Annotated in this window: 21 protein-coding genes; 9 read left to right on the forward strand and 12 right to left on the reverse strand. The window is 62.4% G+C overall.

What is annotated here, in order from left to right; translation table 11 throughout:
• Positions 1-58: 58 nt before the first annotated feature.
• The 6 genes from ACR9Y2_RS19105 to ACR9Y2_RS19130 all read right to left on the reverse strand — a co-directional run bounded on the left by ACR9Y2_RS19105 (position 59) and on the right by ACR9Y2_RS19130 (position 7,481).
• Entirely contained in the window at positions 59-577 is a 519-nt protein-coding gene (locus tag ACR9Y2_RS19105; RefSeq protein WP_435043184.1) for a DinB family protein, read from the reverse strand.
• A 226-nt stretch (positions 578-803) separates the two neighbouring features.
• Positions 804-2,435 (reverse strand): PP2C family protein-serine/threonine phosphatase, encoded by a 1,632-nt coding sequence (locus tag ACR9Y2_RS19110; protein ID WP_435043185.1) that lies wholly within the window; start codon positions 2,433-2,435, stop codon positions 804-806.
• A gap of 6 nt (positions 2,436-2,441) precedes the next feature.
• A complete protein-coding gene (locus ACR9Y2_RS19115) occupies positions 2,442-3,089 on the reverse strand; it encodes a class I SAM-dependent methyltransferase (RefSeq protein ID WP_435043186.1) in 648 nt (215 codons plus the stop codon).
• On the reverse strand, positions 3,076-4,572 hold the full coding sequence (locus ACR9Y2_RS19120; protein ID WP_435043187.1) for an amino acid permease: 1,497 nt from the start codon (positions 4,570-4,572) through the stop codon (positions 3,076-3,078). Before ACR9Y2_RS19120 ends, ACR9Y2_RS19115 begins: the two co-directional genes overlap by 14 nt.
• Before the next feature lie 256 nt (positions 4,573-4,828).
• The gene (locus ACR9Y2_RS19125; protein ID WP_435043188.1) at positions 4,829-4,996 is read right to left on the reverse strand and encodes a hypothetical protein; all 168 of its coding nucleotides are present in this window, start codon (positions 4,994-4,996) and stop codon (positions 4,829-4,831) included.
• A gap of 94 nt (positions 4,997-5,090) precedes the next feature.
• Positions 5,091-7,481: an ATP-dependent helicase gene (locus ACR9Y2_RS19130; RefSeq protein ID WP_435043189.1), complete on the reverse strand. Its 2,391-nt coding sequence runs from the start codon at positions 7,479-7,481 to the stop codon at positions 5,091-5,093.
• A gap of 140 nt (positions 7,482-7,621) precedes the next feature.
• Here ACR9Y2_RS19130 and ACR9Y2_RS19135 point away from each other — a divergent pair, with 140 nt between their 5' ends.
• The 3 genes from ACR9Y2_RS19135 (at position 7,622) to ACR9Y2_RS19145 (ending at position 9,124) form a co-directional block, all read left to right on the forward strand.
• Positions 7,622-8,224 carry an RNA polymerase sigma factor gene (locus tag ACR9Y2_RS19135; protein WP_435044884.1) on the forward strand — a complete coding sequence of 201 codons (603 nt, stop codon included), beginning with the start codon at positions 7,622-7,624 and terminating at the stop codon, positions 8,222-8,224.
• Between the two features lie 100 nt (positions 8,225-8,324).
• On the forward strand, positions 8,325-8,690 hold the full coding sequence (locus ACR9Y2_RS19140; protein WP_435043190.1) for a hypothetical protein: 366 nt from the start codon (positions 8,325-8,327) through the stop codon (positions 8,688-8,690).
• On the forward strand, positions 8,687-9,124 hold the full coding sequence (locus ACR9Y2_RS19145) for a hypothetical protein (RefSeq protein ID WP_435043192.1): 438 nt from the start codon (positions 8,687-8,689) through the stop codon (positions 9,122-9,124). Before ACR9Y2_RS19140 ends, ACR9Y2_RS19145 begins: the two co-directional genes overlap by 4 nt.
• A 93-nt stretch (positions 9,125-9,217) precedes the next feature.
• On the opposite strand, the gene rpmE is transcribed toward ACR9Y2_RS19145, so the two are convergent.
• On the reverse strand, positions 9,218-9,466 hold the full coding sequence (gene rpmE, locus ACR9Y2_RS19150) for a 50S ribosomal protein L31 (protein ID WP_435043194.1): 249 nt from the start codon (positions 9,464-9,466) through the stop codon (positions 9,218-9,220).
• Positions 9,467-10,161: 695 nt separating this feature from the next.
• On the opposite strand from rpmE, the gene ACR9Y2_RS19155 reads away from it, so the two are divergent.
• Positions 10,162-11,430, forward strand: coding sequence for an MFS transporter (locus tag ACR9Y2_RS19155; RefSeq protein WP_435043195.1), 1,269 nt, complete (start codon positions 10,162-10,164; stop codon positions 11,428-11,430).
• Here the strand turns inward: ACR9Y2_RS19155 and ACR9Y2_RS19160 are convergent.
• From ACR9Y2_RS19160 to waaF, 4 genes are read right to left on the reverse strand one after another with little or no spacing between them, the layout of a single operon-like run.
• A complete protein-coding gene (locus ACR9Y2_RS19160) occupies positions 11,427-11,969 on the reverse strand; it encodes a methyltransferase family protein (protein WP_435043196.1) in 543 nt (180 codons plus the stop codon). The two genes, ACR9Y2_RS19155 and ACR9Y2_RS19160, sit on opposite strands and share 4 nt — an antisense overlap.
• On the reverse strand, positions 11,969-12,883 hold the full coding sequence (locus tag ACR9Y2_RS19165) for a glycosyltransferase family 9 protein (protein ID WP_435043197.1): 915 nt from the start codon (positions 12,881-12,883) through the stop codon (positions 11,969-11,971). Before ACR9Y2_RS19165 ends, ACR9Y2_RS19160 begins: the two co-directional genes overlap by 1 nt.
• A gap of 38 nt (positions 12,884-12,921) precedes the next feature.
• Positions 12,922-13,251, reverse strand: coding sequence for a hypothetical protein (locus ACR9Y2_RS19170; protein WP_435043198.1), 330 nt, complete (start codon positions 13,249-13,251; stop codon positions 12,922-12,924).
• Between the two features lie 29 nt (positions 13,252-13,280).
• Positions 13,281-14,327, reverse strand: coding sequence for a lipopolysaccharide heptosyltransferase II (gene waaF, locus ACR9Y2_RS19175; RefSeq protein ID WP_435043199.1), 1,047 nt, complete (start codon positions 14,325-14,327; stop codon positions 13,281-13,283).
• Between waaF and ACR9Y2_RS19180 the strand changes: the two genes are divergently transcribed.
• The 5 genes from ACR9Y2_RS19180 to ACR9Y2_RS19200 all read left to right on the forward strand — a co-directional run bounded on the left by ACR9Y2_RS19180 (position 14,292) and on the right by ACR9Y2_RS19200 (position 20,446).
• A complete protein-coding gene (locus ACR9Y2_RS19180; RefSeq protein WP_435043200.1) occupies positions 14,292-15,065 on the forward strand; it encodes a phytanoyl-CoA dioxygenase family protein in 774 nt (257 codons plus the stop codon). The two genes, waaF and ACR9Y2_RS19180, sit on opposite strands and share 36 nt — an antisense overlap.
• A 49-nt stretch (positions 15,066-15,114) precedes the next feature.
• On the forward strand, positions 15,115-15,585 hold the full coding sequence (locus ACR9Y2_RS19185) for an adenylyltransferase/cytidyltransferase family protein (RefSeq protein WP_435043201.1): 471 nt from the start codon (positions 15,115-15,117) through the stop codon (positions 15,583-15,585).
• Positions 15,582-19,058, forward strand: a complete 3,477-nt coding sequence (mfd, locus tag ACR9Y2_RS19190; protein ID WP_435043202.1) for a transcription-repair coupling factor — start codon at positions 15,582-15,584, stop codon at positions 19,056-19,058. The genes ACR9Y2_RS19185 and mfd overlap by 4 nt, the downstream gene beginning before the upstream one ends.
• A gap of 277 nt (positions 19,059-19,335) precedes the next feature.
• On the forward strand, positions 19,336-19,779 hold the full coding sequence (locus ACR9Y2_RS19195) for a hypothetical protein (protein ID WP_435043203.1): 444 nt from the start codon (positions 19,336-19,338) through the stop codon (positions 19,777-19,779).
• 172 nt (positions 19,780-19,951) lie between these two features.
• Entirely contained in the window at positions 19,952-20,446 is a 495-nt protein-coding gene (locus ACR9Y2_RS19200; protein WP_435043204.1) for a transposase, read from the forward strand.
• 131 nt (positions 20,447-20,577) lie between these two features.
• Here the strand turns inward: ACR9Y2_RS19200 and ACR9Y2_RS19205 are convergent, their stop codons facing one another.
• Positions 20,578-21,696, reverse strand: a complete 1,119-nt coding sequence (locus ACR9Y2_RS19205) for a sialidase family protein (protein WP_435043205.1) — start codon at positions 21,694-21,696, stop codon at positions 20,578-20,580.
• Positions 21,697-21,827 lie beyond the last annotated feature (131 nt).

The raw sequence follows: 21,827 nt of genomic DNA on the forward strand, positions 1-21,827 counted from the left end.
GCAGCATTCACAAGACCAAATGTGTGGTGCTCCTGACACGGTCAATTAACAAAACTTTTTACTTCCTGGGTTCGCTCGAAGGAGGCACGATGCCCTTCAACCGCATGTAGACGCTCAAGTAGCCGTACTCCTCATTGGAGTGCGACACCAGGCCTGCCAGCGCACCCAGCCGTGACCGTTCTCCGCGGCCCAGTTTCACCATCTCCGCCGCCTTGGCGTCCGTCATCGCATCCACCACGGCATCGCACATGGTGAATGATTCCTGCAGCGCCGCCACCAGGTCTGCCTTCGTCGTCTTCGAGGCCGCACCCAGTTGCTTGGCCTCGCCGGCTAGTGTCGAACAGGTCCGGGCCTGCGAATCCGCGATGTGCGCGATGAGCTGGCCGAATGAACGGATGTCCGGAGAAGCCTTGAAGTCGTAGCTCTCCGCCGGCATCTTTTCCGCCATGCGCGTGAGGTTGGTCTTCACGCCCGTATACATCTGCTTCATTTCCGTGCTGAGCGGATTGGCGGTCTGCGCGGAGACTGCGCAGGTTCCAACCAGCAATGCGGTGACCGCGAGTGTAACTCGGCTCATGCAAGACTCCTGATACGCCGTTTTCATTAGGCGGGCAAAGACGCCCGCCGGACTTCGGAAGGTTACCACACGTCCCGCTACAGGGAAAGGAAAACATGTTTGGGCGACAACATACATCACAGAAAATCTTCGTGCCGTCAGGAGTGCCCACCGGCTCTTCAATCTTGACCCCGTAATAGTGAATAGCCGGGTACTGGGAATTATGGAACTGACTTGAGCGCGCGGTTCAGTTCGGCCGCAATATGATTAGCAGCCGCGGCGGAGCCAGCATGTTTTTGCCGGTGAACTCGTGTACGGAATGCAGGGTCAGGTGGGCGATGTCGCGTGCCCGCTGCGATTCCCAGCTCTGCACGGTATCGATGTAGCGGGGCTCGCCCCAGACTTCACACTCGGGGCCCGGCGCCTGTGCGAGACCGGCGGAACTGATCGCCACGAGGTCGCCGCTGTGGATCTCCACCTCACCTACCTGCCGCGGCCCTTCCGGACCGACGCCGATGGGCGGGCCTCCGCAGGCCAGGCGCGTAATCTCCGCCCCCTCACTCGTTCTGCGAATCAGTAAGGGCGGATACACACCTGCATTGAGGTACTGCAACTTGCCGGAGCCGGCAACGTAGCGCGCGCAAAACAGACCCACGGGCGGCCGGCCCACCGCGCTGGCTCCGAGGGCCCGCTGCGTCGATTCCAGCAATTCGGCCAGGTCTTCCGTGTAGGCCCGCGCCCTGGTGCGCAGCAGCGCCTGCAGTTGTACCAGCCGCACGGCTGCCTCCTCGTCCGGACCCGGCACTTCCGCCAGGAAGAAGGCCGCCGCGCGATTCGGCACCGAGACGATGTCATAGAAAGCGCCGCCGGGGTTGTCGCCCATCCAGTACTCGGCTGCGAAGTCGAGGTCGGGCAGTTCAAAGCGGTCGGGCGGCGTCAGGTGGGTGCGGGTTGTGCGTGCCGCCTGGCGCGCGGCATCCACCGCGGCGGATGCCGTTGCTTCAGCCATGGCGGCATGGGCCAGTTCGGCCACGGCCGTTGTACTCACCAATTGACGCGCGATGGCTTCAGCGAAGTGCAGGTGTTCGCACGAGTAGCCTTCTCCACCCTGCCGCGGACCCAGGATGATCAGGCCCGGCAGCGCCGCCCCATCCTGTACCGGCACCACCAAATGCGCCTCCACCGAAGCCAGCAGGGATTGCTCGGCTTCCAGCCGGGCCGGCATGCCCTTCGACCAGATGCGCCGGCTTTGGCCGTTCGGCTCCATCACCCGCAGGCAGCGGTAGGTGTGGCCGTTCGTCAGTTCCTGCCGCAGCAGGGAGGCTCTGGAAAACGAAACATCGCTTTCCGGGGCTGAGGGCACGGCTGCGCTCAAAGTGAAGGAATCGGCCGAGCGCGTATAGAAGTACACGTGATGGGCGCCCAGAACCTCATGCAGCAGGCGGCAGGCCGTTTGGCGGGCTATACCGGCGTTGAATTGGCGCCGCAGCTCTTCCACGGCCGAATGCGTACGGTCCCGCCAGGCCAGGTTCTCTTCCGCCTGATGGTTTACCCACGCCGTGAGCTGTTTCCAGCTCCAGTCGAACGAGACCCACGTCACGCCAGCACCCACCAGGACCAGCGCGATGCGCATGGTGGGGGTTTCCAGCGGGCTGATCTGCACCAGCAGGGCGCACACAATTGCCACGGCCACGGTCAGCAGCAGCGGCCGCAACGTAGTCCGGCCCAGCGGCCGGTGGCGGTACCAGCTCACCGTGATGTCCAGCCGCACACGGCGCGAGGCGAAGAAGAAAGCGGTTAGGGAGGAAAGAAACAGGAGCAGGACCGCGAGCCAGACAAGCAGCGCCAAGCGCTGAAGAAAGTCGAGTCCTGCATTCATGACGGTTCAGCGCGCCTGGAAGACCAGGAAATACTGATGCGGCAGGAAGTCGTGGCTCTTCACCAGGCGGAAGCCGGCGGCGGCGAACTCCTTCTTTACCTCGTCGTCGGAGAGCTTCATCGCCGGCGGCGGACCCACCGGCAGTTCCTTCTTGTAAAAGTCCACTATCACTATGCGGCCTCCGGGCTTAAGCGCGCCTCGAAGCTTCCCATAATACGCCGGCCGGTCGGAGATGTGGTGCAGGACATCGCAGAGGAAGATGGTGTCGATGCCGGCTGCCGGCAGCTTCGGGTCATCGGGCTGCGCCAGGATCGTCGACATATTGGCCGGAGCGCCCTTCGCCGCCAGCGCCAGCAGGTCTCTGTCGATATCCACCGCGTACACTTTGCCGGCATGATTCGCAAACCGGCGCGAGAAGTAGCCTGTGCCGGCGCCGATGTCGGCCACCGTATCGCTGGCTTTCAACTCCAGCGCCATCACGACCTCGTGTGGTTTCTGCCACGCGTCGCGAGTTGGATCTTCCAGCACCTTGGCATATTCCCCGCTACTCTGCGGAGGATGGTGCTGGTGTTGGACCTGTGCGTTTAGGCCGGCCACGGGCAGCAGGGAGACCGCCGCGGCCAACCGGAGAAGGGAACGGCTACGAGTTGGCAAGGGTGCTGTTCTTCTTTCCAAACACGAAGTAAATCGCGATGCCGATGGCCGACCAGAAGAAGAAGCGCACCCAGGTCTCCAGCGGCAGCGCCATCATGAGGATCAGGCAGCTGACGATGGAGAGCACGGGGAATAGCGGTCCGAAGGGGACACGGAAGCTCCGTGGCCGGTCGGGCTGAGTCCTGCGCAATACCAGCACGCCCCCGGATACGACGGTAAACGCGAACAGCGTGCCAATGTTCGAAAGGTCGGCGAACGTGCCGATGTCCCACACGCCCGAAGGAATGCCCACGGCAAAGCCGGCTATCCAGGTGGAGACATGCGGCGTGTGATGTTTGGGGTGGATCTTCGAGAAGAAGCGCGGCAGCAGGCCGTCGCGCGACATGGCGAACCACACGCGAGCCTGGCCGTACTGGAACACCAGCAGCGACGAGAGCATGCCGACAATGGCGCCCACGCCCACCCACTCGCGCACCGTGTTCATGTTCAGGTTCTTCAGCGCTTCGGCGACCGGCGCGGCGTTGTTCAGGCTCTGCCACGGCGCAATGCCGGTGAGCACCAGCGCCACGGCAATGTACAGCGTGGAACAGACCAGCAGCGTGCCGATGATCCCGATCGGCAGGTCGCGCTGGGGGTTCTTGCACTCCTCGGCCGCGGTCGAGACCGAATCGAAGCCGATGTAGGTGAAGAAGACAATCGCCGCGCCTGTCAGCACACCCGACATGCCATTCGGCAGGAACGGGTGCCAGTGATGCGTGTTCACCGCACGGCCCGCGCCGATCACGAAGATCGCGATGGCGCCCAGCTTCACCAGCACCATGATATTGTTCGTCCGCGCGCTCTCCTTAATGCCGTAAGTGAGCACCCACGTCAGCAGCATCAGGATGAGGAACGCCGGCAGGTTGAACCAGCTGCCGGTGAATTGCCCGCCCATGATCATCGGCTCTGACAATTGTTTTGGCAGGTGCCAGCCGAAGATCGACTCCAATATGTCGTTGAAGTAGGCCGAGAATCCCACCGCGACCGCCATGTTTGAGACGGCGTACTCCAGGATCAGATTCCAGCCGATCAGCCAGGCAACGAACTCGCCCATGGTGGCGTAGGCGTAAGTGTAGGCTGAACCCGCCACGGGGATGCAGCAGGCCATTTCCGCGTAACACAACGCCGCGAAGCCGCAGGCGATGGCCGTGAGCAGAAACGAGAGGGCGACCCCTGGTCCCGCGCCCGGCCGTCCAATCGTGAATGAGGAGTTGGCCCCGTTCATGATCAGGTCCAGGATCGGAACGTGGAGCAGGGAGTGGAAGCTGCGCACCTCGCCGGCCGCTGCCGTGCCGGTGAGGATAAAGATGCCGCTGCCGATGACAGCGCCGATGCCCAGCGCCATCAGGCTCCAGGCGCCCAGGGTGCGGTCCAGCCGCTTGCCTTCCTGGTTGGAGGCGGCCACCAGAGCCTCGATACTCTTGGTGCGGAAGAGTTGTTTCATCGGCGGATGCCTCCTCGCAGCCGGGGTGTTTGGGAGCTGTCGGCGATCAGCCTTCAGCTTTCAGCTATCAGTGAATAAACCTCAGGCCACTGCCATCCAGAAGCGGCAGGAGCGTCAATGAAGAGTTGAAAGCATACCACCCTTGGCCACCTGCGGCCAAGGGGTGGAAGTCCGGCAACGGCAACCGAGGGACGTGCCGGACACTAGGAAATAGCTGAAAGCTGATGGCTGACCGCTGATAGCTGAACGCTTAGTGTTACCGCTTCCGCTGGCCGCGGGCGATGACCTTGACTTTGCGCTTTAGCGAGCCGCGGTCCACACCAGCCGGACGGGGCTGCAGCGGGTTCTTCTCGTCCGCCGCCTTGCGCGCCTTCCGCTTCGTCTCTTTCCGTACTGCCTTATCGGCGATGGTCTTCGTATTCATGCTCAGTTCAATCCTTCATGCCGGCTTACCGGTCTGTGCGTTTAAAATCCAACGGTCCGGCCCACGCCTGCGCGGGGACACACCGGATGCCGCCTCAATCATCGGCCGTCAGGCCGGCGAACTTGGCGATCAATTTCTTCAAGCCGTGCCCAGGGAAGCTCACTGTGAGTTTGGCGTCCTCACCCTCGCCTTCCTTGCGTAGCACGGTGCCACGGCCATACTTGGGGTGCACGATCGTCATTCCGGCCCGTACACCACCCTTCTTCAGGGCGGGCTTGACCGGCGCGGCTGGCGGCCGCATCGCGAATTGCCCCTGCGCCGGTTTCGGCTGCGGCGTCACCACCGCGCGCGATACCGGCTCGCCCGCAGGCTTCGGGGCGGCGGGTTGCGGAGCCATTGCTGGCGGGCGCACACCCCGGTCGGCGAAGAACTGCGAGATATGATCGAGCGAATTATATGTCTTTCCAGTATACGTATTTCGGCGCGCCACTTCGCGCACCGACGCCCGCTCCCCATAAAGGTCGATGGAACCGGCCGGCTGGCGTTGCGGGCTGAGGTCTTCCATCAGGGATCGTGGAACCTCTTCCAGGAACCTCGAAGGCTGGCACGGCTCCGGCGGGGATCCGCCATACTTGCGCCTCATCCGCGCACTGGAAAGGTACAGCCGCTTCATCGCGCGGGTCATGCCGACATAGCACAGCCGCCGCTCTTCCTCGAGCTGGTCGTCGTTGTCGCGCGATCGCGAGTGGGGGAACAGGCCCTCTTCCATGCCCGCGATAAATACGTAGGGGAACTCGAGGCCCTTGGCGTTGTGCATCGTCAGCAGCGAAACCTGAGCCGCTTCTTCAATGTCGTCGGAATCGGCCACCAGGGCCGCCGAGTCCAGGAAGTCCTGCAGGGTGTCGCCGCGTTCGGCTGCGTCCGCCGCTGCCGATACGAGTTCGTCAAGATTGCCGAGCTTCGATTCGGACTCCGGTGTCGAGTCCGTCTCCAGCATCTTGCGGTAACCGGTGCGGTCCAGGATCTGCTTGATCGTCTCGTCCGGACCCTGCTGTGTCATCGCGTCGCGCAGCTCTTCGATCAGCCGGTGGAACGCCGCCAGAGCCGCCTCGGCCCGCCCGCCCAGCAGGTGTTCCTTTTCCGCCGTGTCGATCGCTTCCCACAGGGTTTCGCCGCGCTCGGCGGCGATCTTTTCCAACTGCTCCGAAGTGGTTTTGCCAATCCCGCGCGCCGGAACATTGAGAATCCGCAACATCGCGATGTTGTCGCGCGGATTCATCATGAATTTGACGTAGGAGAGTGCGTCCTTCACTTCCGCCCGCTGGTAGAAACTGAAGCCGCCCACCACGACATACTTGCGCATGTAGCGCCGCAGCGCCTCTTCGATCTGCCGCGACTGCGAGTTCGTGCGGTACAGGATCGCCACCCGCGTATCGCTCTCCTTGCGGATGATCTTTTCGATGGTGTCGGCGATGAACAGGGCCTCCTGTTCGCCGTCGGCCGCTTCCAGGTAGCAGATGGGGTCGCCGTCGGCGCCGTCGGTCCACAACATCTTGCCCTTGCGGGCTTTGTTGTTTTCCACCACACGCGACGCAGCTTCCAGGATGGCCTTGGTGGAACGGTAGTTCTGTTCCAGCCGGATCACCTTGGCGCCCGGATAGTCTTTTTCGAAATCCAGGATGTTGCGGATGTCCGCGCCGCGCCAGCCGTAGATCGACTGATCTTCGTCACCCACCACGGCCACATTGGAATGCGCTTCCGACAGCAGCCGCATGAGCTCGTACTGCGAGCGGTTGGTGTCCTGATACTCGTCGATCATCAGGAATTGCAGCCGCCGGTTCCACAACTGGCGGACTTCGGTGTCATACCGCAGCAGGCGTACCGCTTCCAACAGTAAGTCGTCAAAATCCAGGGCGTTAGCCGCCTCCAGCCCCTGCTGGTAGTGCTCAAAGACAACCGCCAGTTTGGATGCCTTGGGGTCGGCCGACATCTTGTAGAAGTCCGCCGGGGTCTGCTTCTGGTTCTTGGCGTGGCTGATCCGCGACAGGGCCGCGCGGTGCTGCATGAACTTGTCGTCGAGGCCGAGCTTCTTATAAATCTGCTTCAGCAGGGCGAGCTGGTCGTCGTCGTCGTAGATGTGAAAGCTGGTGGTGAAGTTGCGCCGCAGGTCGCCCAGGGTCGCGCCATCGCGTCTCAACAGACGGACGCAGAACGAGTGAAAGGTGGCCACCATCGGCCCGGCACTCGCCGGCAGGTGGTTCAGCAGCTTCAAAACCCGGTCCCGCATCTCACCCGAAGCCTTGTTCGTGAAGGTCACGGCCAGGATCGACGGCCCATAAACCCGTTCGCTATCGATCAGGTGGGCAATTCGATGGGTGATGACTCGCGTCTTGCCACTCCCGGCGCCGGCGAGGATCAAAAGAGGGCCCTCGACATGGGCCACGGCTTCGCGCTGCTGGGGATTCAGGCCGGAGAGAAAATCCATGGGGGAAGGGCTAAGTTCCAATTTTAACATGCATCTAGAGGCACAAACGGCCTTGTGGGGAATTGTTGTAACCTGAGTGCAGGCTAGGCGCGCCTTATTGTTAGAAATTTTAAGGAGTCGCGCCAGCTCCCTTGCCTCCAATGCTGGTCGACTTCGAAGTTGTGGAACGAGCGCGGGCGGGCGATCCCGCTGCGTTCAACGAGGTCGTCACGGCATACCGGCGCCGGATCTTCGGTACCGTCTCCCGTTTGATCGGGCGGCCCGAGGATGTGGAAGATGTGGCTCAGGAAGTGTTCCTGCGCTTGTATTATTCGCTCGATCAGTTGAGAAGCCCTGAGGTTTTCGAGCCTTGGCTCTACCGGCTGACTGTCAACGCGGCTTTGGACTATCTGCGGAAGCGACGGAAGCGCCGTCTGGAATCGCGGGTTTCCGATCTCAGCGAACAGGCGGTTATGCTGGCCGACGCTTCGGCCGGAACCAAGGTGCAGGTGGACGATCTGCACCGGGCGAAGGTGCGCGAGTTTGTCGATTCGCTGCTCAGCGAAGTGTCGGAAGAGGACCGCGCTTTGCTGACGTTGAAGGAAGTGGAAGGGCTGTCGCTGAAAGATCTGGAAAAGGTCTATCATGTCAACGAGAACGCTCTAAAAGTCCGACTCTTTCGGGCGCGTCAGCGCGTCCTAAAAGCGTACGAGTCTTCGAGGAGCGCCAAGGGTGTGGAGCGGAAGGAAAAATCCGCCGAATAAGGTAGTGGACGGCCGTGTTGGACGACCCCGGCGAGTGCACCTCGCGGGTCTGCAGGTTTGCTGAACAAGCGATAAGGGTTTGGGAAAGGATGCAGGAGCCATGAGCGAATCGCAAAATCGGACGGAACAGGACTTCGACCGGCTGCTGGCGGCCTATCGGGACGCTTGCGGAGAGCCGGACATTCCCGCGGATTTCATGCCGAGGCTCTGGAATCGCATCGAGAGTGGACAGCACTGGACCAAGCAGCTTTGGAAATGGTCCAACGGCCTTGTGGCCGCGGCCGCTGCTGCCAGTCTGTTTTTTGTCATGTTACAAATGTTGCCGAAGCGTCCGGCAGTGGTCTACACTGCTACCTACCTCGAAGCTTTGGCCGACGCCCATGAAGACGCCCAGATGCTGAGCGGTGTGGCGGTTGTTCCGGTCGGTACCGAGTCCGGGCGGTCGCAGGAGTCTCCTGTGAAATGATGCGGTCGAATTCTACCCTCGCTCTTTCTCTCATCCTCGTTTTCGCCAGCGGCACGGTGGTTGGCGCCCTGGGCTATCGTTCGTATTCGCTGAATACGGTTAGCGCCAAGAATCCCCCCAAGAGCCCCGAGGACTACCGCCGCGAATACATCGGTGAGATGCAACGCCGGCTGAGCCTCCAAACCGAACAGGTTCAGAAACTTGAGACGATCCTGGACGAGACCCGGGCGAAGTTCCGCGAACTGCGCGAACGCAGCAAGCCCGAGATGAAGGTCATCCAGGACGCGCAGACCGCTGAGATCAACGCCATGCTCACTCCGCCCCAGCAGGCGGAGTATGAGAAGTTCCGCAAAGAGCGCGAAGACAAGCGCAAAGCGGAGCAGCGAGAGAAAGAACAGAAGGACAAAGAGCAAAAGGACAAGTCCGGTAAATAGACTCTTCCTATCTCATTGATCCCAAACGCGAAAAAGCCCGGCTTCGCAGCCGGGCTTTTTCAGTCCTGTAAGGAAGATGCAGGCAGCGATCGGTTAGCCGACCGGCTGCTTGGTGTCCGCGCGCTTTGCCTTCAAATTGGCCGAGCGAACCAACATCTTCTGGAAACGATCCACTCGCCCCTCGGTGTCGATCAGCTTCTGACGGCCCGTGAAGAAGGGATGGCAACTTGAGCAGATTTCCACTCGGATGTCACCTTTATTGGTCGAGCGGGTCTTGAACGAGTGACCGCATGCGCAGATCACATTCGTTTCATTGTAGGCGGGATGGATGCCAGCTTTCATCGTTGATCCTTTAACCTCCTCAGTATAGCAGACAAGCATCCTGTGCCAAAAGATGCAGCTAAACAGAAAGAACCCGCAGCCGGACTCCGGCGGCGGGTTCTTCGGTAGCCTGGATTCTGAAGCCTACGGCTTTAGAATCGCGCTCAGTGGCCGGTGCGCACGATCTTAGCCCTGCACTGAAGGTCGGGCCAAGGCGTGACCAGTTTGAGCTTCAGCAGTCGACCACCTCACGCGTGTGACAACTACCAGTACTCATGTTCTCTGGATCACCTCCTTTCTTCAGTGATGGCCTTATCCTAAGCGAGGTTCAGGAATCAGTCAAGAGGAAATCAGATACAAACCACAAGATTTTGCGGTGCGATTCCAAAAGTGGGAATATGCGGTGGTCCGCATGCCGGAATCTGCAAACACACACCTCCGGCCCAGGCTTCTTCGCCGGCTGGCCGCCAGCTCGCTCATCCAGTTGTAAATGGCTGATTAAAAAGAAAACGCCCCGGGGGATCGGAGGATACCACCGGGGCGGGATGGTTAGAGAGGCAACCACCCACAAAGCATCTAACTAACGTGACCCGCAGTCTGTAGTGCAGTTTGACTGCCAAACGTAAGTCGTTGTATTTACATGAACCCGTACGGGTGAAATATGAAAATTGGGAGAAATCGCTCGAATTCCCTCCGGTCTTTGGTAGCGGCCCACCTTGTATGCCCGCTTCACCACTTTTCGGAGCTACAATGGGCTGGTGCCGGCCGCCTCCCAATTGCCACCCGGGCTCGAGACCACGCAAGGTTCCCTGCAAGGGTCGATGGCGCGCCGCGGTATCTCCGGCCTATTCCTGTCCGGCATCCTGATGGCCTTCCTGGGCTCCATCCTGCTGGCCTGGCGCTATCATATTGATCCCAATTACCTTCTCATTGGGAACTACTTCCTGCTGCAGAACCTCGGCATGCTGCTGGCGCCCGTGCTGGCCGCCCCGCTGTTGCGCCGCAAAGGGATCGGCTTCGTCATGGCGTTCGCCTGCGCCGTGGCGTTCCTGGCGATGGTGCTGCTGGCCGCGTTTTCGCCGCCTTCCCCTTCTGCCTGGCGGATGGGCGGACTCTTCCTGGTCGGGCTCAGTGCGGGCCTGCTCAATACAAGCGTCTTCCACGCCATTACCCCGGTATACAACCTGAACCCCGCCGCGACCCTGAGCCTGGCCGGAGCGCTCTACGGCTTGGGCAGCATGGCCTGCGCGCTGTTCGTCGCCGGCACCTTCTTCGCTTACACCGTGGCCAGCGTACTGCTGATCCTGGCCGTCGTGCCCGCCTTGGCCGCCATCGTCTATTACCGCGCCAAGCTGCCGGAAGAGCCGGTGGTTCAGGAAGTCACCTGGGAGCGGGCGCTGCACGACTTCAAGAGCCCCGCCGCTATCCTTTTCGCGTTATTGCTCTTCTTCCAGTCGGGCAATGAAGGTGCACTGGCCGGCTGGCTGCCGTTGTTCCTCACTCAACGGCTGGGTGCGAGCCCGGCGACCTCGCTGTTCCTGCTTGCTGTGTATTGGTTTGCACTGCTCATCGGCCGGGTTGCGGCGCAATGGCTGCTGCCCCGGGTCCGCCATGCCCGGCTGCTGGCCGGGGCCACCCTGGCGCCCATGTTTGCCTGCCTGGTCCTGCTTTCCACCAACAACCTCTTCGGAGCTACGGTCGGCGTGCTGCTGGCCGGCGGCGGCTTCTCGGTGATCCTGCCGCTGGTGGTGGAGAAGATCGGCGACCGCTTCCCCTACTTCCACCCGGGCTTTTTCAACGGCATCTTCTCGATCGCCATGACGGGCAGCCTGCTGGCGCCTGCGTCGCTGGGCTATCTCGCTCATTTCTACGGAGTTGGTGTGGTGATGGGGCTGCCGCTGGCGGGCTCCATCATGGTCGTGTTCCTGATCATCCTCATCCTGCTGGAAGCCCGGCTCTCGAGCGCCCCCAAGTCCAAAACCTAGAGCGACTTGAAGATCAGGAAGCCGTACACGAGCAGGAATCCGTACAGCGCCTTATACTCGCGATTGCGCAGGTACACTTCAAACGAAAAGCGCTGCGGCGGGTAGATCTTCGGCAGGCGCGGCAGAAGCTGCGGAACCCGTTTCGCGTACGCTTCAAACTCCGGGAAGATCTTCGCCAGGTGCTGTTCTTCCTGTTCCATGACCGGCAGGTACACGAAGATGAAGACCACTCCGACAATCGTTGCCAGGCTGGGGCGGGCGGCGGCCACGGTGCAGCCCAGCGCGGTGAACAAAGTGCCTATATACAAAGGGTTGCGGACCCACGCATAGGGGCCGGAGTCGGTCAACTGCTGGTTCTTCCTGAGGTGGCCGGCGGCCCAGGCACGCAAGGCCAGTCCCAACAGGGCGATGGGACAGCCCAGGAGGAGTGTTGGCAGCACCGGTTGGGACAGCCACACAAAGGCGGCCGCCAGCAGCAAGCCGGTGGGGACTCTCAGCCTCTGGACCAAATCTGCATACTGTTTCGGAAAGATCGACATTACCGCCTCACTATTGTAGCGAGTACATCCAATACGGCCTCCGGCTGAATCGCCCGCATGGATGCGTCTATCTCTTTCCTCCGCTCATAACTGGTGACGGCGCCCGGTATCCGGATCACCGATAAGGACTTACCATAGGGACCGTTGCGCGCCGGATCGGTCGGCCCAAACAGCGCCACGCCGGGCTTGTCCAACGCCGCGGCCAGGTGCATGGGCCCGCTATCGACTCCGACAATCGCGGTTGCACGCCGCGTCGCGTCAATCAGGCCGGAGATCGACGAGATGTGGACCTCGGCCGCCTCGGCGCTGCGCAGCGCTTCCGCCTGCCACGGCGCGCCATTGAGAACCAGGGGGATCCCCAGTTCCGATTTCAATTGACGCGCCAGCACCGCGTAGTGCTCCAGCGGCCACTGCTTCGAGGCCCAGCCGGCGAATGGGGCGGCCAGGACAAACCTGCCTGGGGGCAGCGTGCTCTCCGGTGTACCGGCCGGTAGCGGGAAAGTTACCGTGCGGTCGCGCGCACCGGCGGCCTGCGCGAGGTCCAGATTTCGCTCGACGACATGTGTTGTTTTAGCTCTAACTGTTGTTGTGTATAGACTTGCGGCGGGCCACTCGCGGACCTGATCCTTGACGAAACCGTACACCTGACGGGAACGGGCCACCCGCGCCACCAGCGCGGATTGGATGAGGCCCTGGAAATCCACGGTGAAGTCGAACTCCTGTTTCCGGAGTTCGCGGGCGGCGCCGCGCAGGGAGGATAAACGACGTCTGTCGATTAGGATCAACTCGTCTGCTAAGCCCCCTGTTTCCAACAGCTCCCGCCATTTGGGATGGACAGCCCAGCTCAGCCGGCAATCCGGGAACGAGCGTTTGAGGGCGGCGGCGGCGGGCAAGGCATGTAGAATATCACCCATTGCGCCCAGCCGGACCACCAAGATGAGCGTAGGCGCCATTAACCCTGCCGTTGGCGCACGTGGGCCACAAACGCGGCAGCCGCGGCTGCATCCCGTTGATCCAACTGGACATCGGCGGTGGGTACGCCGGGCGCCTCGAGGAGGACGAAGTCGACGACTTTGAGGGCGGCGACGAGTTCGGCGCGGGCGCGCGTGGAGAGGATCGGCACGGGCGGATCCTTGACGACGACTGCCAGTTTGTCAGAGACGCCGCGGGCCTCGGCCAACCAGGCCGCATGGACGGTCAATAACGGATCAAAATAGCCGGATACCAGCCGTACTCCGGACGGCAATTCCGCGGGTAAAACGATCTTCAGGCGCGAATCCACTCATACTGTTGTAGCAGGACTGGCCCCTCTCAGAGCGTCGAGATTTGGACCAGTTCGAGAGCGGATTCAACGACACGGTCGACCTCGACACCGGTCATGCAGCGGTGGTCGATGGGGCACTCCCGCAGAAGACAAGGCGAACACTCGACGTCGTGGCGGATCACCTGGGCCAGCGGGCCGGTGGGGCCGGTGGTGATGTGGTTGGTGGCGCCAAAGATGGCCACCGTGGGGATGCCCAGGGCCGAGGCAATGTGCATGGAACCCGAGTCGTTTGTGAGGAATACGCGGCAGGTGCCGGCGCGCTCAATGAATTGTTCGAGGGTCGTATTGCCGGCCAGGTTCAGGGCGGAGCCACCCAAACGGAGGATTTCCGAGCGCACTTCTTCGCACAGCGGGCGTTCGGATTTGGAGCCAAAGAGTTCGATTTCGGCGTTTAGTTGTCCGGCGACCTGTAGGGCGGCGGCGGCGAAACGCTGTGGAATCCATTGTTTAGCGGTGCCATAGGCGGCTCCGGGGCTGACGCCGATGACGGGCCTCATCTTGCCGCGCTGGCCGGCGAGGCGGATGAGCGGCTCAGCCGGGAGCCTGTCGACCCAGCCGATCTGGCGCAGAAGTTCCAGATAATAAAAGCTTTCGTGCGGCGGGATGGAGCCCTTGGCGGGCACCGGGACGGCGTCGGTCAGAAGCAGGCCGCGGCCGTCACGGTTGTAGCCGATGCGGCGTGGGATGCCCGCCAGGAAGGTAATCAATGCCGCGTCGAAGGCGTTCTGGAGGAGCAGGGCGCAATCGAACCTGCGCTTGCGGAGCTCGGACGCGGTTTTCCAACGATCGAGTACAGATTCCGGCTGGTAGGGCAGGATTTCGTCGGCGAAGGGCTCCTTGCGATAGAGGCCGGCGACCCACGGCCGTGCAAGAACCGTGATCTTTGCGGTGGGAAACCGCGCACGGACCGCGGCCAATGCCGGCAAACTCATCACCGCGTCGCCGACCCAGTTTGTCGCCCTTACTAAAATGTTCTCCAAGCTTATAGAATAGGGCGCATGACGGAAGCCGAAAAGCGGCAACTGGATGAACAAGGCTACATCATCCTGCCCGGGTTCATGGATGAGTACCTGCTGCATGAGTTGCGCGTGCGGGTGGAGCAGCTGTTTGAGGAAGAAGGTGAGAATGCCGGCCACGAGTTCCGGCAGGAGCCTTTTGCGCGGCGGCTGGCGAATCTCGTCGACAAGGGCGAGATTTTTGAGCAGGTGGTCTCGGACGCGCGGCTACTCGTCTACATCGATCATGTATTGAACAGTAGTTTTAAGTTGAGCAGCCTGAATGCGCGGTCCACGAATCCGTACGCTCCTGAGGCGCAGCCTCTGCATGTGGATATGGGCGTATTGCCGGACGAGACGGGCGCCTGCGTGTTCAATTCCGTCTGGCTGCTGGACGATTTCACGGAAGACAATGGCGCTACGCGACTGATTCCGGGGTCGCACCTGTGGGGCCGGATGCCGCAGGATGTTCTGAAGGACCCGAAGGCGCCGCATCCGCAGGAGATTCTGGTGCTGGCGCCGGCGGGGTCGGTGGCGGTGTATAACGCGCATGTGTGGCACGGCGGGACGGCCAATTTGACGGCGCGGCACCGGCGGGCGCTGCATGCGTTCTATGTGCGGCGGGACCTGCCGCAGCAGCAGTGGCAGAAGCAGTTGCTGAGCGCGGAGACGAAAGCCCGGCTGTCGCCGCTGACGCGCTATCTGCTGGCGCTGGACGATGCGATGAACGACCAGTTGTGCGCCGAGGGTAGCGGACGCAGCGGTTTCATGAAATAGCCTCCCTCGCACGCCACGGCTACACTAGAGCCTGGAGCGTCGTATTTCGATGGCGAGCATCTACAACCGGGCGGATCTGGTGGTCCAGCGCGCGCGCTGGCGGGCGGCCGGACTGACCGTGGTATTCACAAACGGCTGTTATGACATTCTGCATCCGGGGCATATCCGGACCCTGGAGTCGTGCCGGAACCTGGGCGATGTGCTGGTGCTGGCGCTGAATTCGGACGCGAGCACGGCGCGGATGAAGGGGCCGACGCGGCCGATTCTGCCGGAGCAGGAGCGCGCCACGCTGGCGGCGGCGCTGGAAGCGGTGGATGCGGTGACGCTGTTTGAGGAAGACACTCCGCGGGAGCTGATTGCCGCGCTGCTGCCGGACATTCTGGTGAAGGGCGCCGACTGGTCGCACTTTGTGGCGGGCAGGGAAGAGGTGGAGGCCGCCGGGGGCCGGGTGGTGCTGGTGCCGCTGGAGCCTGGATACTCCACGACCGCTACGGTGGAAGAGGTCCTGAGCCAGCAGTGATCAACCCAGGGATTCGAGATCAGTTCCAGGCCCTGACGCGACATCCGGCCTTTCAGGAGCTGGTGAGGCGGCTGGCGCACGAGCCGACGACGCGCTCGATGCTGGGCGGGCTGACGCCGACGGCCAAGGCGTTGTACCTGACGCTGCTTTGGGAGAACCTGGAGCAGCCGATTCTGGTGGTGACGGACACGAACCGGACCGCGGAGATCCTGCAGGAGCTGCTGGAGACGTTCCACGGGCTGTTGCTGGCGGGCCGGGGGGCTCCGCCGCCGATCCACATTCCCGCACTGGATGTACTACCGGGGCAGGGCCTGTCGCCGCATACAGAGATCAAGGCGCAGCGGGCGGTGGGTTTGTTCCGGCTGGCGACGGGGAAGTGCTCGATTGCCGTGACGCCCGTGGCGTCGGCGCTGCTGCGGACCGAGGGGGCGGCCGCCTACCGGCAACTGGCATTGACCCTGAGGCAGGAAGACGAGATCGCGATGGACGATCTGGCGTCGCACCTGGATTCCATCGGGTATGAGAAGCGCGAGCCGGTGGAGATGGAGGGCGAATACTCCATCCGCGGCGGCATCTTCGATGTCTTTCCGGCGGAGGCGCACCGGCCGATCCGCATCGAGTTTTTCGGCGATACGGTGGAGAGCCTGCGGCGCTTCGATCCGGAGACGCAGCGCAGCGTGCTGAAGGTGGAAGAGGTGACGCTGCTGCCGATGGAGGAGACTCCGCGGACGCGCGATTTCCTGCGGCGGCTGGCGGAACTGATGCAGGCCGACGATGTGGTGCCGGGCGAGACTTTCCCGGGGTGGGAGTTCGCGGCTCCGCTGTTGAGGCCGAGGAACGATTCGATTGAGAACCTGATCGAGAAGCCGATTCTGGTTTGGGACGAGCCGGAGAGCCTCAAAGTCGCGGCGGAGCGGTTGTGGAAGCGGCTGGAAGGGTTGGCGGAGCAGTCGCCTTGCCCGCCGGAGCAGGTGTTCCGGCACTGGGGCGAGTTTCAGGCACAGCATCCGGACCGGCGTGAGATCGAGTTGAGGAACCTGTCGCTGGAGGGGGACACGCACGCGGGCGATGTTCCGCTGGAGATCCGGTCCCAGCCGGGGATGGCGTTCCGCAACAACATGCCGGCGGCGGTGAGTGAAGCGCGTTCGCTGGTAGATAAGGGATACCGGGTGGCGTTCTTTGCGGCGGCGCAGGGGGAAGTGGAGCGGCTGGCCGACATCCTGGGCGAGTATTCGCTGCCCTTCCAGCTGGGCATGGAGTTGACGAGCTCAACGCCGCAGTACCTGGCCGATCGCGCGTATATGGCGATGCAGACGGCCAGTGTGTACCTGATCCAGGGGCAGGTGCGGCGCGGCGTGACGCTGCCGGAGGCGCAGTTCGCGCTGATTGGCAGTGAGGATCTGTTCGAAGCATCGGACTACGCGGCGCAACCGGCGCGGGCCCGGTCGCATGTAGCTCTGTTCACGCCGGAGTCGTTGGATCTCAAAATCGGCGACTACGTGGTGCATGCGCAGCACGGCATTGGGCGGTTTACTGGCCTGCGGCAGATTTCGGGCGGCGACACCATGGAAGATTTCATGGTGGTGGAGTATGCGGCGGAGTCAAAGCTGTATGTTCCGCTGACGCGGCTGGACCTGATCCAGAAGTACCGCGGCGCGAACGAGGGCAAGCCGGCGCTGGACAAGCTGGGCGGCGTCACCTGGGCGAAGACGAAGTCGCGGGTGAAGGCGAAGATGCGTGACATGGCGGAGGAGCTGTTGAAGCTCTACGCCGAGCGCAAGATGAGCGAGGGGTACCCATTCTCGGCCGATTCGAACTGGCAGCGCGAGTTTGAAGACGCGTTTGAGTATGCGGCGACGCGCGATCAATTGCAGGCGGTGACGGAGATCAAGCGGGACATGGAGAGCCCGCATCCGATGGACCGGCTGTTGTGCGGCGACGTGGGTTTCGGCAAGACGGAAGTGGCGATGCGGGCGGCGTTCAAGGCGCTGGGGGATGGCAAGCAGGTGGCGGTGCTGGCTCCGACGACGGTGCTGGCGCTGCAGCATTTTGAGACTTTCCAGAAGCGGTTCCAGGCGTTCCCAGTGCGGATCGAGATGCTGAGCCGGTTCCGGTCTCCGAAGGAAACGAAAGCCGTGCTGGCGGACCTGAAGGCGGGCAAGGTGGACGTGGTGGTGGGGACGCACCGGATCCTTTCCAAGGACCTGGAGTTCCCGGACCTGGGCCTGTTGGTGGTGGACGAAGAGCAGCGCTTCGGTGTGGCGCACAAAGAGCGACTGAAGCAGATGAAGAAGAGCGTGGACGTGCTGACGATGTCGGCGACGCCGATTCCGCGCACGCTGCACATGTCGCTGCTGGGGTTGCGCGATATGAGTGTGATTGAGACTCCGCCGAAGGACCGGCTGGCGGTGCAGACGGTGGTGGCGAAGTACAATCCGGACCTGATCAAGACGGCGATCGAGCAGGAAGTGCAGCGCGGCGGGCAGGTGTACTTTGTACACAACCGGGTGGACTCGATCTGGACGCGGGCGGCGACCATTCAGGAATTGGTACCGGGGGCGCGGGTGACGGTGGGTCACGGGCAGATGGGCGAGGCGGAGTTGGAGAAGGTCCTGCTGAGCTTCATGCATCGCGGGGCGGATGTTTTTGTCTGCACGACGATTGTGGAGAACGGCCTGGATATCCCGCTGGCGAACACGATTATCATTGAAAACGCGCAGAATTACGGGCTGTCGGAGCTATACCAGTTGCGCGGGCGCGTGGGTCGCAGCAACCGGCGGGCGTACGCCTACCTGATGGTGCCTACGGATGTCGATTTGACGGAAGTCGCGCGCAAGCGGCTGGCCGCTTTGAAGGAGTTCTCGGACCTGGGCGCCGGGTTCAAGATTGCGGCTTTGGATCTGGAGCTACGCGGGGCGGGGAATTTGTTGGGCGGCGAGCAGCACGGGCACCTGGCGGTGGTCGGGTATGAGACGTATGTGAAGCTGCTGGACGAGACGGCGCGGGAGCTGCGTGGGGAAACGGTGGCTCCGGAGGTGCACTCGTCGTTGAATCTTGGGTTGGATATCCGGATTCCGCCCGATTACATTGCCGATGAACAGCAGAGGTTGAAGGCGTACAAGCGGATTGCGGATGCGGGCGATCCGGCGAAGGCGGTGGCGCTGCTGCAGGAGCTGGAGGACCGGTATGGGGCGGCTCCGGAGAGTGTGCGGCACCTGGTGGAGTTCTCGCAGTTGAAGACGCTGGCGGCGCGGTGCGGGATCGAGGCGATTGACCGGCGGGGTGGTGGAGTGAACATCAAGTTCCACCCGGGGTCGGCGGTAGATCCGCATGCGTTGATGCGGCTGGTGAGTGAGACGGCGGGGGCGCAGTTTACGCCGGCTGGGATCCTGAGAGTGCCCTTGGATCCGGCGGCGGAGCCTGGGGTGTTGCTGGTGCAGTTGCGAGGGCAGATTGAGGGGTTGGCGGGGTAGGGGTAGGCTGAAGGCGAGGGTGTGACTGGCCTCGCGGATGGATGGGAGCGTTTCGTTTGGCTATCCACTCACTTACGTTCGCGGCTCCGTTTGGATCCTTCCCGTGCCTCGGGAACTTTTCGCCCCTGGTGGCGTCCACCCTCGTGTGGGCCCCGGTTTATCACGCGGGCTCCTTTTCCAGATGTCGATGGTCCCCAGAAATACTCCTAGATGGCTGCTGACCGGGTTGGTGGCTGCGTGTGCGCTGGTGGGCAGTTCCTGTGACAGCCGTCCGCCGATGCCCACAGACGCGAGTTGGGATGCTGCGTCCGGCAAGTTCTCGTGGGCAGGCGGTGAGTTGGTGGTGCCCCCGGGTTTTCACTACCTGCCGGATTGGGGTACTGACAGTTTTGTGGGCCACTTCACCTCGGCGAATGGACGTGTCGTGATCTCTCACGATATCGGGAGGGATGCGGGTATGTGGGCGCGGCGGGGCAAGGAAGCGACTGCTTTCCACGAGACCGTGGTGGATGGAGCGCGGGTGTGGGTGGCTCGTCGGGATTTGTCCTTTGGTCCGGTGGGCCGGGTTTCGCACTTTGCGGTCACGTTTCCCGATTCCGGGTGTGCGAACTTCTACATGGAGTCGTCGGAGCCTGAGGACGGTAAGGCGATCGAGTTGATGGCCCGGAGTTTTCGGCCGAAGCGGCAAGGTGCGGGGGGGTGTGCTGGTTGGGCGCGGTGAGGATTGAGCCTAGGTCGGGATCTGGAACTTGGCGGCAAGTATGCAGGTGGATGTTCCGGCAGATTTCTTTGCCAGTCCTGAGAGGAACCCACGGTTCACCGACACTCCCCTTGATGTGAGCTTCTATCGGCGAAGGCTTCCTCATTGGCATCCAGAGGGAGCTGCCTTGTTCGTGACCTGGCGGAACTTCGGATCCCTGCCGCCCCACCGTTATGTTGCTCCAGCAGGGCTGACCAGCGGCCAGTCCTTTGCCTGCATCGATCGGTATCTTGATCGGGCCGAGTGCGGCCCATTGTGGCTGAGTCGAAACGACATTGCCGATTTCGTATCCGAGGCGATCCGGTGCGGCGAACGCGAGTTGAATCAGTATCAGTTGCATGCCTGGAGTGTCATGCCGAATCACGTGCATCTTCTGATTACCCCGGTCATTGAGCTTCGCCGTCTGGCTCAATCCCTCAAGGGATTCACGGCACGTCAAGCGAATCTGATGCTCGGGCGGACGGGCTCGCCGTTCTGGGAGAGGGAGTCCTACGATCATTGGGTCCGGAACGAGGAGGAGTTTCAGCGGATCGTACGGTATGTGGAGAGGAATCCGGTGCGGGCCGGGTTGGCTGGCAGAGCTGAGGAGTACCGATGGTCTTCGGCGTATCGAGCGGAGGAGAAGTAAGGCCTTAAGATGGCCGGCTTGAGAGCCGGCCCGCAAGCCTGGTGGCTCGCCCCACGGAAGAGGGTGTTGCGGACGAAAGATGATTTGTGTGACTCAAGAAGCGAGATTGCTACGGCTAGCTGCCTGCCGGTCTATAGGCGCCAGTGGGCTTGTCGGAGGACGGCTTTGGGGCTGGCTGCCTGCTGCTCGTACCAGATGGTTAGCAACGATCCTCCGGCTAGTTCCACTGTGGACGGGTAGCCCAGGTCGCCTCGCACCCCGTCTGACGAAATCGCGATGGGCTGGGACCAGGTTTTGCCGTGATCTTCACTGACTCGCGCCTGGTTGCCGAAGGGGCTTCTCCGATAGCCGTAGGACATCAGCAGGCGGCCGTCGCGCAGGCGCAGGAGATGGGACGGGAGGCCCCAGACTCCGATGGCATGCGGTTCGGTCCAGGTCTTGCCACCGTCGCTGGATTCGCACTGGAGGGTCTCGCCGCCGTTGGTCTTGCTGTGGTTTCGGATGTGAACGACCAGGCGACGATCCGCGGTCTCTACTGCGTGGAGTTCGTGATAGTCCTCGTAGCGGTCTCCCGGGCGGAGGGGGATGTCGGAAAGGATGCGCCAGGTCTGGCCGTCGTCCGTCGATTCGGCTACGCGCGCCTTTTGGCCAGGCTCCCAAAGTTCCTTGCCAGGATAGATGAGCCGATTGCCCGAGACTGAGACTGGGCCGTGCGGAGAATTGACGGGGACGCGGTAAGGCGCCGACCAGGTCATGCCTCCGTCGGTGGAACGCAGCATCCAGGTGCCCAGCAGGGCGTTGCGCTGGGCTTGCGTGGAGCGGCGCTGGACGGCGGCCCAGCGGCCGGTGCGGTCGGCTGGCCAGTCTTTGGCGCGCTGCAGTGTGGCTTCGTAGGCGAGGGATGTGAAAGTGGTGACGAGGATGGTTCCGGAGGCGGTAATGCAGAGGCCGGCGTCGCGGTCGTCGATGACTGTGTCCATCAGGACTTCGGGCCAGCTCCAGGATTTGCCCTCGTCGGTGGATCGCATGAGTTCGACGCGGCCGAAGGGGCAGACGTGAGTTTCGCGGCCTCCGGAGTAGGCGACGAGCAGTTCGCCATTGGCGCGGCGGGCGAGGGTCGGCCAGCCACAGTAGGACTCAGGCGTCAGGCTGATGTTCGAGAGGGCGGGTCCGGGGGCTTGGGGTTGGGCGGCGCGCGTGAAGTTGAGAATCGCAGGCGCGGACAGGAGAGCTCGGCGGGAGAGTGGCATCGCTGAAGTACCTTGCGGGCGTAGCTTGCAGGGTACTAAAGCGGCGGGGTGGAAATGAAGGAGGGGCCCCTTTTTAGGGGGGCCCTGTTGCGACTGCTCTCAACGAAGGAGGATGTTTCGGCAGCAGGCTG

This window comes from Paludibaculum fermentans (genome assembly GCF_051172195.1).
In the GTDB taxonomy this organism is placed as follows: domain Bacteria; phylum Acidobacteriota; class Terriglobia; order Bryobacterales; family Bryobacteraceae; genus Paludibaculum; species Paludibaculum fermentans_A.

Excerpts from the sequence above, each read along its gene's own strand:
- ACR9Y2_RS19105 (WP_435043184.1), bottom strand. The coding sequence starts at position 577 with ATGAGCCGAGTTACACTCGCGGTCACCGCATTGCTGGTTGGAACCTGC.
- ACR9Y2_RS19110 (WP_435043185.1), bottom strand. The coding sequence starts at position 2,435 with ATGAATGCAGGACTCGACTTTCTTCAGCGCTTGGCGCTGCTTGTCTGG.
- ACR9Y2_RS19120 (WP_435043187.1), bottom strand. The coding sequence starts at position 4,572 with ATGAAACAACTCTTCCGCACCAAGAGTATCGAGGCTCTGGTGGCCGCC.
- ACR9Y2_RS19125 (WP_435043188.1), bottom strand. The coding sequence starts at position 4,996 with ATGAATACGAAGACCATCGCCGATAAGGCAGTACGGAAAGAGACGAAG.
- ACR9Y2_RS19130 (WP_435043189.1), bottom strand. The coding sequence starts at position 7,481 with ATGGATTTTCTCTCCGGCCTGAATCCCCAGCAGCGCGAAGCCGTGGCC.
- ACR9Y2_RS19135 (WP_435044884.1), top strand. The coding sequence starts at position 7,622 with ATGCTGGTCGACTTCGAAGTTGTGGAACGAGCGCGGGCGGGCGATCCC.
- ACR9Y2_RS19140 (WP_435043190.1), top strand. The coding sequence starts at position 8,325 with ATGAGCGAATCGCAAAATCGGACGGAACAGGACTTCGACCGGCTGCTG.
- ACR9Y2_RS19145 (WP_435043192.1), top strand. The coding sequence starts at position 8,687 with ATGATGCGGTCGAATTCTACCCTCGCTCTTTCTCTCATCCTCGTTTTC.
- rpmE (WP_435043194.1), bottom strand. The coding sequence starts at position 9,466 with ATGAAAGCTGGCATCCATCCCGCCTACAATGAAACGAATGTGATCTGC.
- ACR9Y2_RS19160 (WP_435043196.1), bottom strand. The coding sequence starts at position 11,969 with ATGTCGATCTTTCCGAAACAGTATGCAGATTTGGTCCAGAGGCTGAGA.
- ACR9Y2_RS19165 (WP_435043197.1), bottom strand. The coding sequence starts at position 12,883 with ATGGGTGATATTCTACATGCCTTGCCCGCCGCCGCCGCCCTCAAACGC.
- ACR9Y2_RS19180 (WP_435043200.1), top strand. The coding sequence starts at position 14,292 with ATGACGGAAGCCGAAAAGCGGCAACTGGATGAACAAGGCTACATCATC.
- ACR9Y2_RS19185 (WP_435043201.1), top strand. The coding sequence starts at position 15,115 with ATGGCGAGCATCTACAACCGGGCGGATCTGGTGGTCCAGCGCGCGCGC.
- ACR9Y2_RS19195 (WP_435043203.1), top strand. The coding sequence starts at position 19,336 with ATGCCCACAGACGCGAGTTGGGATGCTGCGTCCGGCAAGTTCTCGTGG.
- ACR9Y2_RS19205 (WP_435043205.1), bottom strand. The coding sequence starts at position 21,696 with ATGCCACTCTCCCGCCGAGCTCTCCTGTCCGCGCCTGCGATTCTCAAC.